At 43.9% G+C, this 19,391-nt stretch carries 5 protein-coding genes, 5 rRNA genes and 1 pseudogene; 10 read left to right on the forward strand and 1 reads right to left on the reverse strand.

Annotation, left to right across the window (positions count from 1 at the left end):
* Nucleotides 1–57 precede the first annotated feature (57 nt).
* From MHH96_RS08320 to ltrA, 7 genes are all read left to right on the forward strand, one after another.
* Nucleotides 58–1,386, forward strand: a complete 1,329-nt coding sequence (locus MHH96_RS08320; protein WP_061801243.1) for an NCS2 family permease — start codon at nt 58–60, stop codon at nt 1,384–1,386.
* Nucleotides 1,387–1,566: 180 nt separating this feature from the next.
* A complete protein-coding gene (glcT, locus tag MHH96_RS08325) occupies nt 1,567–2,409 on the forward strand; it encodes a glucose PTS transporter transcription antiterminator GlcT (protein ID WP_047943389.1) in 843 nt (280 codons plus the stop codon).
* Between the two features lie 187 nt (nt 2,410–2,596).
* Complete coding sequence (gene ptsG, locus MHH96_RS08330; RefSeq protein ID WP_328282918.1) at nt 2,597–4,666, forward strand: glucose-specific PTS transporter subunit IIBC; 2,070 nt, start codon at nt 2,597–2,599, stop codon at nt 4,664–4,666.
* A 477-nt stretch (nt 4,667–5,143) separates the two neighbouring features.
* Nucleotides 5,144–6,691, forward strand: a 16S ribosomal RNA gene (locus MHH96_RS08335).
* Nucleotides 6,692–6,910: 219 nt separating this feature from the next.
* Nucleotides 6,911–9,846 (forward strand): 23S ribosomal RNA (locus tag MHH96_RS08340).
* An 89-nt stretch (nt 9,847–9,935) separates the two neighbouring features.
* A 5S ribosomal RNA gene (rrf, locus tag MHH96_RS08345) occupies nt 9,936–10,052 on the forward strand.
* The 16S, 23S and 5S rRNA genes sit together here, the layout of an rRNA operon.
* 591 nt (nt 10,053–10,643) lie before the next feature.
* Nucleotides 10,644–11,906 carry a group II intron reverse transcriptase/maturase gene (ltrA, locus tag MHH96_RS08350; RefSeq protein WP_047945094.1) on the forward strand — a complete coding sequence of 421 codons (1,263 nt, stop codon included), beginning with the start codon at nt 10,644–10,646 and terminating at the stop codon, nt 11,904–11,906.
* A 300-nt stretch (nt 11,907–12,206) separates the two neighbouring features.
* Here the strand turns inward: ltrA and MHH96_RS08355 are convergent.
* A pseudogene (locus MHH96_RS08355) lies at nt 12,207–12,437 on the reverse strand (ATP-binding cassette domain-containing protein); the annotation flags it as partial.
* A 1,107-nt stretch (nt 12,438–13,544) separates the two neighbouring features.
* Between MHH96_RS08355 and MHH96_RS08360 the strand changes: the two are divergent.
* From MHH96_RS08360 to MHH96_RS08370, 3 genes are all read left to right on the forward strand, one after another.
* A complete protein-coding gene (locus MHH96_RS08360) occupies nt 13,545–14,081 on the forward strand; it encodes a 2'-5' RNA ligase family protein (RefSeq protein WP_047945089.1) in 537 nt (178 codons plus the stop codon).
* Between the two features lie 290 nt (nt 14,082–14,371).
* Nucleotides 14,372–15,919 (forward strand): 16S ribosomal RNA (locus MHH96_RS08365).
* 475 nt (nt 15,920–16,394) lie between these two features.
* A 23S ribosomal RNA gene (locus tag MHH96_RS08370) occupies nt 16,395–19,330 on the forward strand.
* The last annotated feature ends 61 nt before the right edge of the window (nt 19,331–19,391 follow it).

Here is a 19,391-nt window from a genome sequence, read left to right on the forward strand (position 1 = left end):
TAGGAGTGTTTTTTTGTTTTAGTAGATAATTAAAGCATTATGAGAGGGGAAAGATCAATGAAGAAGTTTTTCAAATTTGAAGAACTAGGCACAAATTACCGCAAAGAATTTTTAGGTGGTTTCACTACATTCCTTGCGATGGCTTATATTTTAGCGGTAAATCCATTTACATTATCATTAGGGGATGTAGCTGATCTTCCTGATGCGCTGCGTATGGACTATGGAGCAGTGTTTGTTGCAACAGCTCTTGCTGCTGCTGTAGGTTCTCTAATTATGGGTATTTTCGCTAACTATCCTATTTCATTAGCGCCAGGATTAGGGTTAAATGCATATTTTGCTTATACCGTTGTTTTAACACAGGGACATCCATGGGAATATGCGTTAGCGGCAGTATTTATTTCAAGTGTATTTTTCTTATTGTTAACAATCTCTGGACTTCGTGAGAAATTAATTAATGCTATTCCAGTAGAATTAAAGCTTGCGGTTGGCGCAGGTATAGGGCTATTTATAACGTTTATCGGATTGCAAAATTCTAAAATTATTGTTGATAACTCAGCGACACTTGTCCATATTGGTGATTTAACTAACCCAAGTACATTGCTAGCGATATTTGGTATTTTCATTACTATTATTCTTATGGTTAGAGGGATTCATGGCGGTGTATTCTATGGAATGATCATTACAGCAGTAGTCGGCATGATTTTCGGTGTAATTAATACTCCTTCTGCTGTGGTATCTGCTGTGCCAAGCATTGAACCGACATTTGGAGCATTATTCTCTGCGCTTGGTGATCCAGGATTTTATACACAGAGCATGTTAGTGGTCGTTTTAACATTTTTATTTGTAGACTTCTTTGATAATGCGGGCACATTAGTTGCGGTTGCTAATCAAGCAGGACTTATGAAAGAGAATAAATTACCAAGAGCAGGAAAAGCATTATTCGCAGATTCCATTGCTTCTATGGTAGGTTCTATATTCGGTACATCTACCACAACCTCTTTTATAGAGTCTTCAGCAGGTGTAGCGGCTGGTGCTCGTACTGGGTTTGCGGCAGTAGTGACAGCAGGATTCTTCTTACTATCCTTGTTCTTCTTCCCACTATTGGAAGTAGTCACATCAGCAGTTACAACACCAGCTTTAGTAGTAGTAGGTATTTTGATGGTTTCGTCCCTTGGTAAAATTGATTGGACAAAGTTTGAAGTGGCTGTGCCGGCCTTCCTTACTATTGTTGCGATGCCTTTAACATACAGTATTGCGACAGGTATAGCAGTAGGATTTATTTTCTATCCAATCGTAATGATTGTTAAAGGTCGTATCAAAGAAATTAATCCAATTATGTACGTATTCTTTGTTATCTTTGCATTGTATTTTGTCTTCTTGCAATAGCAGAAAGGGATTTAGAAATAAAAATAGTGTAAGATTTTATGAGTTTGAGAAAGTATATTTTCTTAGTAGGAAGAGGATATCCCTTTTTGGGTATCCTTTTTCTCATTTTTTCGTTGACTTACTATAAAGACTTTAATAACATTGAGTTACCGAGATGTCTGTCGAAGTGGGGAAATAAGTATGCCTAATTTACTAATAAAGAAAGCGCTGAATAATAATGTGCTCATTGGAGATCATCCGACCTATGGAGAAGTAGTGCTTATAGGAAAAGGTATAGGCTTTAATCAGAAAAGCGGAGATTATATTGATATTAGTGTTGTGGAAAAGTTATTTGTCTTAAAGGATGAAAAGGAGCAGAGCAATTATTTAAAGCTTCTTCCTCAAGTAGATAATGATTTATTAGATGTTATAGTATCATCTATTGAATTGATTAAAAACAAGACAAATGCAAAGTTGAACGAGCATATTCATATAGCGTTAACAGATCATATTATGTTCGCTTCCTCGAGAGTTTCGAACGGACTAGTATTAAATAATCCATTTTTGATTGAAACAAAGGCGTTGTACCCGTTTGAGTATTCAATAGCTGAAGAGGTTGTAAAATTAATAGGAGAACAAACAGGGCTTCAATTACCAGTGGGTGAAATCGGTTTCATCGCTTTGCATATTCATAGTGCCATGATGAACAAAAATTTATCAGAAGTTAATCGGCATTCACAGTTAGTCACACATCTAGTGAATTTAATAGAAGATCAACTAGAAACGAAAATTGATAAAGATAGCATCGATTATATGCGCCTTGTTAGACATTTGCGTTTTGCGATTGAACGGGTCAATACAGGAGAAAAAGTAGAAGAACCAGAAAAAATAACATTGCTATTGAAGAATGAGTATCCCCTATGCTATAATCTTGCGTGGAAGCTCATAAAAGTAATGCAACAAGTACTTAAAAGGCCAGTCTTTGATGCAGAAGCGGTATATCTGACAATGCATTTACAAAGACTTCAGAAAAAAATTAAATAGGTATTATCTTATCAACGTGTTACTGATTCGATCAGGCATGAGTGAAAAAGATGGTTGAGTTAAATGTTTTAGGGTAACCTACCCTTGAAGGTTTTTTTCAATCTCTCTTTACTCATGCCTTTTTTGTTTTTTTACTCTTGATTGAGAAAGCTTTTTGAGCCGAAAAATAACTTAGGAGGATTATGAAATGTTTAAAAAGATTTTTGGTGTTTTACAGAAAGTCGGTAAAGCACTTATGCTCCCAGTAGCTATTCTTCCGGCTGCCGGTATCTTGCTTGCATTTGGTAATGCACTGCAAAACCCAACACTACTAGATATTGCACCGTTTTTAAATAATAGTGGTGTGGAGATGGTTGCATCTGTAATGGAGGATGCAGGGAACATTATATTTGGTAACCTTTCCTTACTATTTGCTGTCGGAGTTGCCGTTGGTTTAGCTGGCGGTGAGGGGGTTGCTGGTTTAGCAGCTATTATTGGATTCCTTATTATGAATGTTACAATGGGTACTGTTCTAGGGATTGATGCGAAGGACTTAGAAGGCAGTACAGAATATGCAGCTGTTTTAGGGATACCTACTCTTCAAACCGGTGTGTTTGGTGGTATTATTGTTGGTATTGTTGCTGCCTCGATGTATAACCGTTTCTTTGAAATTGAGTTACCATCCTATTTAGGATTCTTTGCTGGAAAACGATTTGTTCCAATTGCGACAGCTGCAAGTGCTGTTGTTTTAGGATTGATCATGATTGTTATTTGGCCGCCAATACAACATGGATTAAATGTTTTCTCTGAAAACATGTTAGGTGCTAATTTAACTTTATCAGCATTTATTTTTGGTTTAATTGAAAGATCATTAATTCCATTTGGTTTACACCATATCTTCTATTCTCCTTTCTGGTTCGAATTTGGTAGTTATACTACGAAAGCAGGAACAATTGTAAAAGGTGACCAAGCTATCTTTATGAGCCAAATTAAAGATGGAGTTCAAAATTTAACGGCAGGTACATTTATGGTTGGTAAATTCCCATTTATGATGTTCGGGTTACCTGCAGCAGCCCTTGCGATTTATCATGAAGCTCGTCCAGAGAAAAAAGCAATTGTTGGTGGATTAATGGGATCTGCAGCATTGACTTCTTTCTTAACTGGTATTACAGAACCGCTGGAATTCTCATTCTTGTTTGTAGCTCCAGTATTGTTTGGAATTCATGCTGTTTTTGCGGGTTTATCCTTTATGACAATGCATTTATTAAATGTAAAAGTAGGAATGACATTCTCTGGTGGTTTAATCGATTATGTGTTATTCGGTTTAATTAATCCGCAAACAAATGCGTGGATTATTATTCCAGTAGGTTTAGTGTTCGCGGTTATTTACTATTTTGGTTTCCGTTTTGCGATTCGTAAGTTCAATCTTAAAACACCTGGTAGAGAAGACGAGACAGAAGAAAGTGACAGTAGTTCAACAGGAGCTACTAGCGATCTTCCGTACGATGTATTAGAAGCAATGGGTGGACAAAACAATATTGCCCATTTAGATGCGTGTATCACTCGTCTTCGTGTATCTGTTAATGATATTAAGTCTGTTGATAAAGATCGTTTGAAAAAACTCGGTGCTGCTGGAGTGCTTGAAGTAGGGAATAATATTCAAGCTATCTTTGGTCCTCGTTCAGAAACGATTAAAGGTCAGATGAGAGATATTATGAGTGGGAAAAGACCACGTCCTGCTGCACAACCATCTATGGATAAAGAAGTACAAGAGCAAATTGAAGAGGTAAATCCAAGTGCCATGCAAAGTAATATAACAAGTGAAGATTCATTTGTTGCTCCTATTAAAGGAGAATTGGTTCCTATTACAGAGGTACCAGATGCGGTATTTGCAGGCAAAATGATGGGAGATGGCTTTGCGATTATTCCTTCTGAAGGAACGGTTGTTTCTCCAGTTGATGGAAAAATCGTTAACTTATTCCCAACGAAGCATGCTCTTGGAATTTTAGCCGACAACGGTCGTGAAATTTTAATTCATTTTGGTATTGATACAGTTAAATTAAAAGGGGAAGGCTTTGAAACACTTGTGTCTGAAAATGATCAAGTGAAACAAGGACAGCCTCTGTTGAAAGTAAACCTTGACTATATTAAAGAAAATGCAACAGCAACAATTACTCCAGTTGTGTTTACGAACTTAGCTGAGGGTGAAGCTGTACAAATTAATAAACGTGGTAATGTGGAATTTAAAGAGGAAGATGTAATAACCATTACTAAGTAATAGAATATATAGAAAAAACTCGGTCTCTTGATCGAGTTTTTTCTATATTATAATGAAGTTTTTTACGAGAGATATGATGTGTTAGAAAAAATCACTTATTTTAAGTTATATTCTTTTGGAATAATAATATTCGAAGATATTGTTAAGAGAGATGTTAAAATAGCAGGTGGTTTTTATTTTTTAGTATTATTTATATTTATTATTGACTAAACTATTAAAATTTGATATTATATATAAACAGCCTTGCGAATGCTGTTGATTCATTTGAATTGATAGTGAAATGAAAAATTATATTAAAAAAGTAATTGACTTATTTAGCAAAGGTTGATATGATATAAAGGTTGCTTTTGATAGCAATAATAAATTGCTCTTTGAAAACTGAACAAACAAACGTCAACAATAATCGTTTTATAACGAATGTTGTAAAACAAAAAAAGTAATAAAAAGCTAGAGTTTAGCAATGAGCTAATCAACTCTTTATTGGAGAGTTTGATCCTGGCTCAGGACGAACGCTGGCGGCGTGCCTAATACATGCAAGTCGAGCGGACTTTAAAAGCTTGCTTTTAAAGTTAGCGGCGGACGGGTGAGTAACACGTGGGCAACCTGCCTGTAAGACTGGGATAACTTCGGGAAACCGGAGCTAATACCGGATAATCCTTTTCCTCTCATGAGGAAAAGCTGAAAGACGGTTTACGCTGTCACTTACAGATGGGCCCGCGGCGCATTAGCTAGTTGGTGAGGTAACGGCTCACCAAGGCGACGATGCGTAGCCGACCTGAGAGGGTGATCGGCCACACTGGGACTGAGACACGGCCCAGACTCCTACGGGAGGCAGCAGTAGGGAATCTTCCGCAATGGACGAAAGTCTGACGGAGCAACGCCGCGTGAGTGATGAAGGTTTTCGGATCGTAAAACTCTGTTGTTAGGGAAGAACAAGTACAAGAGTAACTGCTTGTACCTTGACGGTACCTAACCAGAAAGCCACGGCTAACTACGTGCCAGCAGCCGCGGTAATACGTAGGTGGCAAGCGTTGTCCGGAATTATTGGGCGTAAAGCGCGCGCAGGCGGTCCTTTAAGTCTGATGTGAAAGCCCACGGCTCAACCGTGGAGGGTCATTGGAAACTGGGGGACTTGAGTGCAGAAGAGAAGAGTGGAATTCCACGTGTAGCGGTGAAATGCGTAGAGATGTGGAGGAACACCAGTGGCGAAGGCGACTCTTTGGTCTGTAACTGACGCTGAGGCGCGAAAGCGTGGGGAGCAAACAGGATTAGATACCCTGGTAGTCCACGCCGTAAACGATGAGTGCTAAGTGTTAGAGGGTTTCCGCCCTTTAGTGCTGCAGCAAACGCATTAAGCACTCCGCCTGGGGAGTACGGCCGCAAGGCTGAAACTCAAAGGAATTGACGGGGGCCCGCACAAGCGGTGGAGCATGTGGTTTAATTCGAAGCAACGCGAAGAACCTTACCAGGTCTTGACATCCTCTGACACTCCTAGAGATAGGACGTTCCCCTTCGGGGGACAGAGTGACAGGTGGTGCATGGTTGTCGTCAGCTCGTGTCGTGAGATGTTGGGTTAAGTCCCGCAACGAGCGCAACCCTTGATCTTAGTTGCCAGCATTCAGTTGGGCACTCTAAGGTGACTGCCGGTGACAAACCGGAGGAAGGTGGGGATGACGTCAAATCATCATGCCCCTTATGACCTGGGCTACACACGTGCTACAATGGATGGTACAAAGGGCAGCAAAACCGCGAGGTCGAGCAAATCCCATAAAACCATTCTCAGTTCGGATTGTAGGCTGCAACTCGCCTACATGAAGCTGGAATCGCTAGTAATCGCGGATCAGCATGCCGCGGTGAATACGTTCCCGGGCCTTGTACACACCGCCCGTCACACCACGAGAGTTTGTAACACCCGAAGTCGGTGGGGTAACCTTTTGGAGCCAGCCGCCTAAGGTGGGATAGATGATTGGGGTGAAGTCGTAACAAGGTAGCCGTATCGGAAGGTGCGGCTGGATCACCTCCTTTCTAAGGAAAATGGAATTTACATTCCATCAAAGATTGTTGACGATTTGATTGTTCAGTTTTGAGGGAGTAATTCCTCAAAATGATAGGCTGAATAAGCCTGATTGTTCCTTGAAAACTAGATTATGAAAAGTAAGAACCAAGAAAGAAACCGAGTAATCGCCATCTTAGATTCTCTATTTTAAATAGAAGAATGAAAAAAACTAAGACTTTAAGCCAATTAGTTAAGTTAGAAAGGGCGCACGGTGGATGCCTTGGCACTAGGAGCCGATGAAGGACGGGATTAACACCGATATGCTTTGGGGAGCTGTAAGTAAGCTTTGATCCAGAGATTTCCGAATGGGGAAACCCTCTATCCGTAATGGGATAGAATCTTTACCTGAATACATAGGGTACTGAAGGCAGACCCGGGGAACTGAAACATCTAAGTACCCGGAGGAAGAGAAAGCAAACGCGATTCCCTGAGTAGCGGCGAGCGAAACGGGATTAGCCCAAACCAAGAGGCTTGCCTCTTGGGGTTGTAGGACACTCTATATGGAGTTACAAAGGAACGGGGTAGACGAATCGATCTGGAAAGGTCAGTCGTAGAAGGTAAAAACCCTGTAGTCGAAACTTCGTTCCCTCTTGAGTGTATCCTGAGTACGGCGGGACACGAGAAATCCCGTCGGAAGCAGGGAGGACCATCTCCCAAGGCTAAATACTCCCTAGTGACCGATAGTGAACCAGTACCGTGAGGGAAAGGTGAAAAGCACCCCGGAAGGGGAGTGAAATAGATCCTGAAACCGTGTGCCTACAAGTAGTTAGAGCCCATTTATGGGTGATAGCGTGCCTTTTGTAGAATGAACCGGCGAGTTACGATTACATGCGAGGTTAAGTTGAAGAGACGGAGCCGCAGCGAAAGCGAGTCTGAATAGGGCGAAATAGTATGTGGTTGTAGACCCGAAACCAGGTGATCTACCCATGTCCAGGGTGAAGTCCAGGTAACACTGGATGGAGGCCCGAACCCACGCACGTTGAAAAGTGCGGGGATGAGGTGTGGGTAGCGGAGAAATTCCAATCGAACTTGGAGATAGCTGGTTCTCTCCGAAATAGCTTTAGGGCTAGCCTCAAGATTTAGAGTATTGGAGGTAGAGCACTGTTTGGACTAGGGGCCCCCATCGGGTTACCGAATTCAGACAAACTCCGAATGCCAAATACTTATTCTTGGGAGTCAGACTACGAGTGATAAGATCCGTGGTCAAGAGGGAAACAGCCCAGACCACCAGCTAAGGTCCCAAAGTATACGTTAAGTGGAAAAGGATGTGGAGTTGCTTAGACAACCAGGATGTTGGCTTAGAAGCAGCCACCATTTAAAGAGTGCGTAATAGCTCACTGGTCGAGTGACTCTGCGCCGAAAATGTACCGGGGCTAAACGTATCACCGAAGCTGTGGATTGACATCTATGATGTCAGTGGTAGGAGAGCGTTCTAAGGGCGTTGAAGCTAGACCGTAAGGACTGGTGGAGCGCTTAGAAGTGAGAATGCCGGTATGAGTAGCGAAAGATGAGTGAGAATCTCATCCACCGAATGCCTAAGGTTTCCTGAGGAAGGCTCGTCCGCTCAGGGTTAGTCGGGACCTAAGCCGAGGCTGAAAAGCGTAGGCGATGGACAACAGGTTGATATTCCTGTACCACCTTTAAATCGTTTGAGCAATGGGGGGACGCAGGAGGATAGGGTAAGCGTGCTGTTGGATTAGCACGTCCAAGCAGTTAGGCTGGTAATGAGGCAAATCCCATTACCACATAAGCGGAGCTGTGACGGCGAGGGAAATATAGTACCGAAGTTCCTGATTCCACACTGCCAAGAAAAGCCTCTAGCGAGATTTAGGGTGCCCGTACCGCAAACCGACACAGGTAGGCGAGGAGAGAATCCTAAGGTGAGCGAGAGAACTCTCGTTAAGGAACTCGGCAAAATGACCCCGTAACTTCGGGAGAAGGGGTGCTCTTGCGGGTGCAAGCCTGCGAGAGCCGCAGTGAATAGGCCCAGGCGACTGTTTAGCAAAAACACAGGTCTCTGCGAAGCCGCAAGGCGAAGTATAGGGGCTGACACCTGCCCGGTGCTGGAAGGTTAAGAGGAGGGGTTAGCACGTTAGTGCGAAGCTCTGAATTGAAGCCCCAGTAAACGGCGGCCGTAACTATAACGGTCCTAAGGTAGCGAAATTCCTTGTCGGGTAAGTTCCGACCCGCACGAAAGGTGTAACGATCTGGGCACTGTCTCAACGAGAGACTCGGTGAAATTATAGTACCTGTGAAGATGCAGGTTACCCGCGACAGGACGGAAAGACCCCGTGGAGCTTTACTGCAGCCTGATATTGAATTTTGGTACAGCTTGTACAGGATAGGTAGGAGCCTTGGAAGCCGGAGCGCCAGCTTCGGTGGAGGCATTGGTGGGATACTACCCTGGCTGTATTGACATTCTAACCCGCACCCCTGATCGGGGTGGGAGACAGTGTCAGGTGGGCAGTTTGACTGGGGCGGTCGCCTCCTAAAAAGTAACGGAGGCGCCCAAAGGTTCCCTCAGAATGGTTGGAAATCATTCGTAGAGTGTAAAGGCACAAGGGAGCTTGACTGCGAGACCTACAAGTCGAGCAGGGACGAAAGTCGGGCTTAGTGATCCGGTGGTTCCGCATGGAAGGGCCATCGCTCAACGGATAAAAGCTACCCCGGGGATAACAGGCTTATCTCCCCCAAGAGTCCACATCGACGGGGAGGTTTGGCACCTCGATGTCGGCTCATCGCATCCTGGGGCTGTAGTCGGTCCCAAGGGTTGGGCTGTTCGCCCATTAAAGCGGTACGCGAGCTGGGTTCAGAACGTCGTGAGACAGTTCGGTCCCTATCCGTCGTGGGCGTAGGAAATTTGAGAGGAGCTGTCCTTAGTACGAGAGGACCGGGATGGACGCACCGCTGGTGTACCAGTTGTCTTGCCAAAGGCATCGCTGGGTAGCTATGTGCGGAAGGGATAAGTGCTGAAAGCATCTAAGCATGAAGCCCCCCTCAAGATGAGATTTCCCATAGCGCAAGCTAGTAAGATCCCTGAAAGATGATCAGGTTGATAGGTCAGAGGTGGAAGCGTGGCGACATGTGGAGCTGACTGATACTAATAGATCGAGGACTTAACTAAAATAATCTTAGCGTAAGCTAAGAAAGATTACTCATTCTTTCTTTTACTTCATAATCTAGTTTTGAGGGAATAACCTCAAAAACAAATAGTCTGGTGGCGATAGCGAGAAGGTCACACCCGTTCCCATACCGAACACGGAAGTTAAGCTTCTCAGCGCCGATGGTAGTTGGGGGTTCTCCCCCTGTAAGAGTAGGACGTCGCCAGGCACTAAAAGACCTAAAAGCAATATGCTTTTAGGTCTTTTTTTGGTGTGCCCGGCATGGGTGCAATCTTTAGGGTGAAAGTCCCGAACTGCGAAGGCAGAAGTAGCAGTTAGCTTAACGCAAGGGTGTCCGTGGTGACGCGGAATCTGAAGGAAGCGGGCGGCAAACTTCCGGTCTGAGGGACACGAACTTCATAGAAGGCTAGGTATCATTGGATGAGTTTGCCAAACAAAACAAAGTCCTTTCTGCCGAAGGTGATACAAAGTAAATGAAGCAGATAGATGGAAGGAAAGATCGCACTCTTACCCGGGGAGGTCTGATGGATACGTGAAGTACTCTTCCTAACCTACTTAGCGATAAGTAGCTGAACCATCAGAAGTCAGCCGATGTCATAGTACAAATCGGTCTAGAACGATTTGGAAGGACGGAACAATTAAGAGAGAATAGCCCTTGGCTTTCAGTAGGTCATGAGGAACACAGAAAACATAGTACCTCACTTGAGGAAGGAAACGGTGAATTCCGTGGGGGATCTCTTGGAGGGTGGAGTGACCACTGGCATAAGAAGATAAGCTATTCACGGAAGGAAGAATAACGATGCTTTTAAATCAAATCCTGTCACGGGAAAATATGCTTCAAGCATTAAAACGAGTAGAACAGAATAAAGGAAGTCATGGAGTAGATAGGATGCCCGTACAAATCCTACGACAGCACATAGTCGAAAACTGGCATTCTATCAGAGAGGCTATTTTCAAGGGTACTTATGAGCCAATGCCTGTCCGAAGAGTCGAAATCCCGAAATCTGATGGAGGTGTTCGGCTACTAGGTATTCCAACCGTGAAAGATCGTTTGATTCAACAAGCCATTGCCCAAGTATTATCGAAGATATATGACCCGATGTTCTCCGAACATAGCTATGGCTTTCGACCAAACCGAAGCGCCCATGATGCGGTAAGGGAAGCAAAGGGTTATATAAAAGAAGGATATAGATGGGTTGTAGACATGGATTTAGAGAAGTTCTTTGATAAGGTCAACCATGATAGACTCATGAGTACACTTGCGAAAAGAATCAATGACAAACCACTAATAAAGTTAATCCGCAAATATTTACAGGCGGGCGTTATGATGGATGGAGTTATTTCAAGTACAGAAAAAGGAACGCCACAAGGCGGACCATTAAGTCCATTACTCTCTAACATAGTTCTGGATGAACTAGATAAAGAGCTAGAAAGTCGCGGGCATAAATTCGTTCGTTACGCGGATGACTGTAATGTTTACGTAAAATCGAAGCGGGCAGGAGAACGAACAAGGGCAAGCATTCAACGATTCATCGAAAAGAAACTTCGATTAAAAGTGAATGAGAAGAAGTCAGCAGTAGATCGACCATGGAAACGGAAGTTTCTAGGGTTTAGCTTCACGTCTTCTAAAGAACCAAAGATTCGTATTGCAAAAGAAAGCTTAAAACGAATGAAGATGAAAATACGAGAAATCACTTCCAGAAAGATGCCCTATTCTATGAGATGTCGGATGGAGAAATTAAACCAATATCTAATGGGTTGGTGTGGATATTTTGCATTAGCGGATACTAAATCACTGTTTATAAAATTAGATGGTTGGATACGAAGAAGACTTCGCATGTGCCAATGGAAAGACTGGAAGAAACCAAAGACAAGGATTCGCAACCTTATACATCTAGGTGTCCCAAAAGGGAAGGCTTATGAATGGGGAAATAGCCGGAAGGGCTATTGGCGCGTCTCGAACAGTCCTATATTAGATAAAACCCTCGATATCTCCTATTGGAATAATCAAGGGTTTAAAAGTCTACAAACTCGTTATAAATTCTTGCGTCATTTATCTTAATTGAACCGCCGTATACGGAACCGTACGTACGGTGGTGTGAGAGGTCGGGAGTTAATCACTCCCTCCTACTCGATTGATAATTAGAAAATTGTAGTTTGTATGTAAGGAAGTTTCCATAATTAAAAACGCTCGAACCGCCTAAAAGCAAATACTGTTAGTGTGTAAAAAATTGATGATAATGTAAAAAGTTGAAATAAATGATAATTGGAGTTTGTCAAAATTTTGGTCATCATTAAAATAATGGTTGCTTCATTTCGGAGTGTAGCAAGACTCCATTTCATATATTTGGATATAACCATGAACAGCAGATAGTTTTCCGACGAAATATAAAAATTCCATGGGAGTAATCCAATTGAAGAAACTAGGATGCTGGGGCATAAAGCCAATAAGTTTACGATAGTCTTTTTCTCCGTTGTAAGAGATGGGATCTTTTGTTGGGGATAGCAAACCAGCGAGCATATGAAGAGTGGTTGTTTTTCCTGCTTGATGGTCTTTAAATTGTTTTTCTAATTGATTTACTTGTACGAATATTTTAGTATCTCCTCAATTATTTTTTCTTCCTATGACAAAATATAAAATAGGTTCTGAATGAACTAACAAACAAAATAAGTGAAAACCATAGTTACTTTGGTCCGTTAGTTTCTTCTTGTTTGGTGCAGTTAATGACGGCTGTCACCATTAAAATGACTTGGAGTATAAGAATAAGAGCTAATAATGACCAGTTTACTTTTCATAATTCATCCAAAGTTATTTCCCCTTTCGCATTTTTCTTATTTTAGGCAAGATAATAAGCAGGTAGTAAAGAATGGATGGGAGTGGAAGAGAAATCAATCCCCATATTCCCCATATTCCCCAAAACCATGCGAAGCTTGTTTTTTCCTTGGCGTGGATAAACAAAAACGTTCCCTAAGCTAACAGAGCGAGATCAGTAAGAATAATAAATAGGAATTAATTTCTGTCATTAAATACTTTTCTTTCTTGTTTTCGCAATTAGTCGATGAGGGCATCTTCATTTCCTTCTTTTGCAAGTTTAATAAGTCTTTTCTCGTTGTCTAAAGTAAAACCGATGCCTCTTTTTTCTTTTTCAAATCATAAGACGGTTAATCGCTGCGAATCGTTTATTAAATTTTATTTTTTAGATTATATCTATTATTACTAATAAAATCCTTAGGGCATAGAGACATTATAGGTGTACATAAAAAGAATGTATGTTAAACTTCTGTTACCTTAATTTAATCTAAGTGTTTTGAAAAGAGAAATGTTTAGGTAGTAAATGGAAAATGTGATAGGCGAGATAATAAGAAAAGCAAAAGATTTACTTATGCAAACAAATAAAGGTGACTTTAAGTTTCCGGGAGATGGGACTTGTAGAAGCGTTATGGAGGGAAGTGAGGGGATATCGTATATTTTCAAATGATATCTCATTATTACTTGGGTGAGCTGTGAAGGACGAAAAGGTAGAGCGAGGGTTAGATGCTTAAGAGTCTAAAATTGATTTTACGCCAGTATAGATATTTGTTGATAAGACGATTGAAGGAAATAAATATGATTATCTCATTTAAATTACAACCCGTGGATAGCTAGAGAAAATTTGGTTTTTAGAAAAAAAGACACTATATACTAAAGGAGAAGAATGCGATGTATGCAGTAGTTGCATTGTTTAATCCAGAATTAGAACAAAGTATAAAAACGATATGGGAAGGCTTGGAGAGTAATGGCATCTCTTATTATGCGAGGGAAGTAGAAGATAGAGTACCACATATTACAATAGCAAACTATAAGGAAATTCCCGTTAGGAACTTTATAAATAAGATGAGGACCTTTTATAAAGATAAAGAAAAAGTACGACTTGACTTTCAAACAGTAGGATCTTTTATAAATACAAAAACGTTATTTTATTCCCCGACTATAACTGAAGAGTTACTTGATTTACATTCTAATCATCATAGAAATTTTGCTTCCTTTATTGATGATAAAGAGTCAGTATATCTTCCGGGTAAATGGATTCCACATTGTACTTTAGCTAATAGACTTTCTGAAGAAAAGCTTCAGGATGCATATAATTATTGTTTAAAGATAAATGAAAAGCTAAAAGGGGAAATAAACCGAATAGGATTAATTAGAATAGATAGTAAAAAGCATGTTCCGCTTATATATTCTGAGAGTTTAATGTGATTGAAAAAAATATAAAAAAACAGTTGACGGTTAAATGGATATTTGTTAATATATAAAAGTTGCCTCGAACGGTAACGATAATTGATAATTTAATAGCTAAAAGTTTTAAGAAAATTATTGACTTGTGACTATTAAATGTGATACGATATAAAAGTTGCATCTGATAGCAACAAACAAATTGCTCTTTGAAAACTGAACAAACAAACGTCAACAATAATTGTTTTATAACGAATGTTGTAAAACAAAAAAGTAACAAAAAGCTAGAGTTTAGCAATGAGCTAATCAACTCTTTATTGGAGAGTTTGATCCTGGCTCAGGACGAACGCTGGCGGCGTGCCTAATACATGCAAGTCGAGCGGACTTTAAAAGCTTGCTTTTAAAGTTAGCGGCGGACGGGTGAGTAACACGTGGGCAACCTGCCTGTAAGACTGGGATAACTTCGGGAAACCGGAGCTAATACCGGATAATCCTTTTCCTCTCATGAGGAAAAGCTGAAAGACGGTTTACGCTGTCACTTACAGATGGGCCCGCGGCGCATTAGCTAGTTGGTGAGGTAACGGCTCACCAAGGCGACGATGCGTAGCCGACCTGAGAGGGTGATCGGCCACACTGGGACTGAGACACGGCCCAGACTCCTACGGGAGGCAGCAGTAGGGAATCTTCCGCAATGGACGAAAGTCTGACGGAGCAACGCCGCGTGAGTGATGAAGGTTTTCGGATCGTAAAACTCTGTTGTTAGGGAAGAACAAGTACAAGAGTAACTGCTTGTACCTTGACGGTACCTAACCAGAAAGCCACGGCTAACTACGTGCCAGCAGCCGCGGTAATACGTAGGTGGCAAGCGTTGTCCGGAATTATTGGGCGTAAAGCGCGCGCAGGCGGTCCTTTAAGTCTGATGTGAAAGCCCACGGCTCAACCGTGGAGGGTCATTGGAAACTGGGGGACTTGAGTGCAGAAGAGAAGAGTGGAATTCCACGTGTAGCGGTGAAATGCGTAGAGATGTGGAGGAACACCAGTGGCGAAGGCGACTCTTTGGTCTGTAACTGACGCTGAGGCGCGAAAGCGTGGGGAGCAAACAGGATTAGATACCCTGGTAGTCCACGCCGTAAACGATGAGTGCTAAGTGTTAGAGGGTTTCCGCCCTTTAGTGCTGCAGCAAACGCATTAAGCACTCCGCCTGGGGAGTACGGCCGCAAGGCTGAAACTCAAAGGAATTGACGGGGGCCCGCACAAGCGGTGGAGCATGTGGTTTAATTCGAAGCAACGCGAAGAACCTTACCAGGTCTTGACATCCTCTGACACTCCTAGAGATAGGACGTTCCCCTTCGGGGGACAGAGTGACAGGTGGTGCATGGTTGTCGTCAGCTCGTGTCGTGAGATGTTGGGTTAAGTCCCGCAACGAGCGCAACCCTTGATCTTAGTTGCCAGCATTCAGTTGGGCACTCTAAGGTGACTGCCGGTGACAAACCGGAGGAAGGTGGGGATGACGTCAAATCATCATGCCCCTTATGACCTGGGCTACACACGTGCTACAATGGATGGTACAAAGGGCAGCAAAACCGCGAGGTCGAGCAAATCCCATAAAACCATTCTCAGTTCGGATTGTAGGCTGCAACTCGCCTACATGAAGCTGGAATCGCTAGTAATCGCGGATCAGCATGCCGCGGTGAATACGTTCCCGGGCCTTGTACACACCGCCCGTCACACCACGAGAGTTTGTAACACCCGAAGTCGGTGGGGTAACCTTTTGGAGCCAGCCGCCTAAGGTGGGATAGATGATTGGGGTGAAGTCGTAACAAGGTAGCCGTATCGGAAGGTGCGGCTGGATCACCTCCTTTCTAAGGAAAATGGAATTTACATTCCATCAAAGATTGTTGACGATTGGTTGTTCAGTTTTGAGGGAGCAATTCCTCAAAAACAGTAATAAGTTTGAGGGTAAAGAGAAACGAGTAGATCAAGGAAGCGAATGCGCGAGCACCGGAGCGTACAACAGTACGTGAGGAGCAGAGCGAAGAAGCTGACGAAGAGATGCGAAGTTTATCTTTAGCCGAAATTGTTCCTTGAAAACTAGATTATGAAAAGTAAGAACCAAGAAAGAAACCGAGTAATCGCCATCTTAGATTCTCTATTTTAGAGAATTACTTCTTTGGAAAGTAGTCGTATTAAACGAATACTCCTTCAAAGATTGGAGAGCAAAGAGAAGCAAGTAGGTCAAGGAAGCGACCGAACGAGCACCGGAGCGTACGACAGTACGTGAGGAGCAGAGTGAAGAAGCTGACGAAGAGATACGCCGCTTATCTTTGGTCGAAACTAAGTTAAGTTAGAAAGGGCGCACGGTGGATGCCTTGGCACTAGGAGCCGATGAAGGACGGGATTAACACCGATATGCTTTGGGGAGCTGTAAGTAAGCTTTGATCCAGAGATTTCCGAATGGGGAAACCCTCTATCCGTAATGGGATAGAATCTTTACCTGAATACATAGGGTACTGAAGGCAGACCCGGGGAACTGAAACATCTAAGTACCCGGAGGAAGAGAAAGCAAACGCGATTCCCTGAGTAGCGGCGAGCGAAACGGGATTAGCCCAAACCAAGAGGCTTGCCTCTTGGGGTTGTAGGACACTCTATATGGAGTTACAAAGGAACGGGGTAGACGAATCGATCTGGAAAGGTCAGTCGTAGAAGGTAAAAACCCTGTAGTCGAAACTTCGTTCCCTCTTGAGTGTATCCTGAGTACGGCGGGACACGAGAAATCCCGTCGGAAGCAGGGAGGACCATCTCCCAAGGCTAAATACTCCCTAGTGACCGATAGTGAACCAGTACCGTGAGGGAAAGGTGAAAAGCACCCCGGAAGGGGAGTGAAATAGATCCTGAAACCGTGTGCCTACAAGTAGTTAGAGCCCATTTATGGGTGATAGCGTGCCTTTTGTAGAATGAACCGGCGAGTTACGATTACATGCGAGGTTAAGTTGAAGAGACGGAGCCGCAGCGAAAGCGAGTCTGAATAGGGCGAAATAGTATGTGGTTGTAGACCCGAAACCAGGTGATCTACCCATGTCCAGGGTGAAGTCCAGGTAACACTGGATGGAGGCCCGAACCCACGCACGTTGAAAAGTGCGGGGATGAGGTGTGGGTAGCGGAGAAATTCCAATCGAACTTGGAGATAGCTGGTTCTCTCCGAAATAGCTTTAGGGCTAGCCTCAAGATTTAGAGTATTGGAGGTAGAGCACTGTTTGGACTAGGGGCCCCCATCGGGTTACCGAATTCAGACAAACTCCGAATGCCAAATACTTATTCTTGGGAGTCAGACTACGAGTGATAAGATCCGTGGTCAAGAGGGAAACAGCCCAGACCACCAGCTAAGGTCCCAAAGTATACGTTAAGTGGAAAAGGATGTGGAGTTGCTTAGACAACCAGGATGTTGGCTTAGAAGCAGCCACCATTTAAAGAGTGCGTAATAGCTCACTGGTCGAGTGACTCTGCGCCGAAAATGTACCGGGGCTAAACGTATCACCGAAGCTGTGGATTGACATCTATGATGTCAGTGGTAGGAGAGCGTTCTAAGGGCGTTGAAGCTAGACCGTAAGGACTGGTGGAGCGCTTAGAAGTGAGAATGCCGGTATGAGTAGCGAAAGATGAGTGAGAATCTCATCCACCGAATGCCTAAGGTTTCCTGAGGAAGGCTCGTCCGCTCAGGGTTAGTCGGGACCTAAGCCGAGGCTGAAAAGCGTAGGCGATGGACAACAGGTTGATATTCCTGTACCACCTTTAAATCGTTTGAGCAATGGGGGGACGCAGGAGGATAGGGTAAGCGTGCTGTTGGATTAGCACGTCCAAGCAGTTAGGCTGGTAATGAGGCAAATCCCATTACCACATAAGCGGAGCTGTGACGGCGAGGGAAATATAGTACCGAAGTTCCTGATTCCACACTGCCAAGAAAAGCCTCTAGCGAGATTTAGGGTGCCCGTACCGCAAACCGACACAGGTAGGCGAGGAGAGAATCCTAAGGTGAGCGAGAGAACTCTCGTTAAGGAACTCGGCAAAATGACCCCGTAACTTCGGGAGAAGGGGTGCTCTTGCGGGTGCAAGCCTGCGAGAGCCGCAGTGAATAGGCCCAGGCGACTGTTTAGCAAAAACACAGGTCTCTGCGAAGCCGCAAGGCGAAGTATAGGGGCTGACACCTGCCCGGTGCTGGAAGGTTAAGAGGAGGGGTTAGCACGTTAGTGCGAAGCTCTGAATTGAAGCCCCAGTAAACGGCGGCCGTAACTATAACGGTCCTAAGGTAGCGAAATTCCTTGTCGGGTAAGTTCCGACCCGCACGAAAGGTGTAACGATCTGGGCACTGTCTCAACGAGAGACTCGGTGAAATTATAGTACCTGTGAAGATGCAGGTTACCCGCGACAGGACGGAAAGACCCCGTGGAGCTTTACTGCAGCCTGATATTGAATTTTGGTACAGCTTGTACAGGATAGGTAGGAGCCTTGGAAGCCGGAGCGCCAGCTTCGGTGGAGGCATTGGTGGGATACTACCCTGGCTGTATTGACATTCTAACCCGCACCCCTGATCGGGGTGGGAGACAGTGTCAGGTGGGCAGTTTGACTGGGGCGGTCGCCTCCTAAAAAGTAACGGAGGCGCCCAAAGGTTCCCTCAGAATGGTTGGAAATCATTCGTAGAGTGTAAAGGCACAAGGGAGCTTGACTGCGAGACCTACAAGTCGAGCAGGGACGAAAGTCGGGCTTAGTGATCCGGTGGTTCCGCATGGAAGGGCCATCGCTCAACGGATAAAAGCTACCCCGGGGATAACAGGCTTATCTCCCCCAAGAGTCCACATCGACGGGGAGGTTTGGCACCTCGATGTCGGCTCATCGCATCCTGGGGCTGTAGTCGGTCCCAAGGGTTGGGCTGTTCGCCCATTAAAGCGGTACGCGAGCTGGGTTCAGAACGTCGTGAGACAGTTCGGTCCCTATCCGTCGTGGGCGTAGGAAATTTGAGAGGAGCTGTCCTTAGTACGAGAGGACCGGGATGGACGCACCGCTGGTGTACCAGTTGTCTTGCCAAAGGCATCGCTGGGTAGCTATGTGCGGAAGGGATAAGTGCTGAAAGCATCTAAGCATGAAGCCCCCCTCAAGATGAGATTTCCCATAGCGCAAGCTAGTAAGATCCCTGAAAGATGATCAGGTTGATAGGTCAGAGGTGGAAGCGTGGCGACATGTGGAGCTGACTGATACTAATAGATCGAGGACTTAACTAAAATGAAAAGCGGAAACGCCTGTTTATCGGCGTTGGAGCTGGACAATATTGATTACTCATTC

Source organism: Niallia sp. FSL K6-0212, from assembly GCF_038007605.1.
GTDB lineage: Bacteria > Bacillota > Bacilli > Bacillales > Cytobacillaceae > Niallia > Niallia circulans.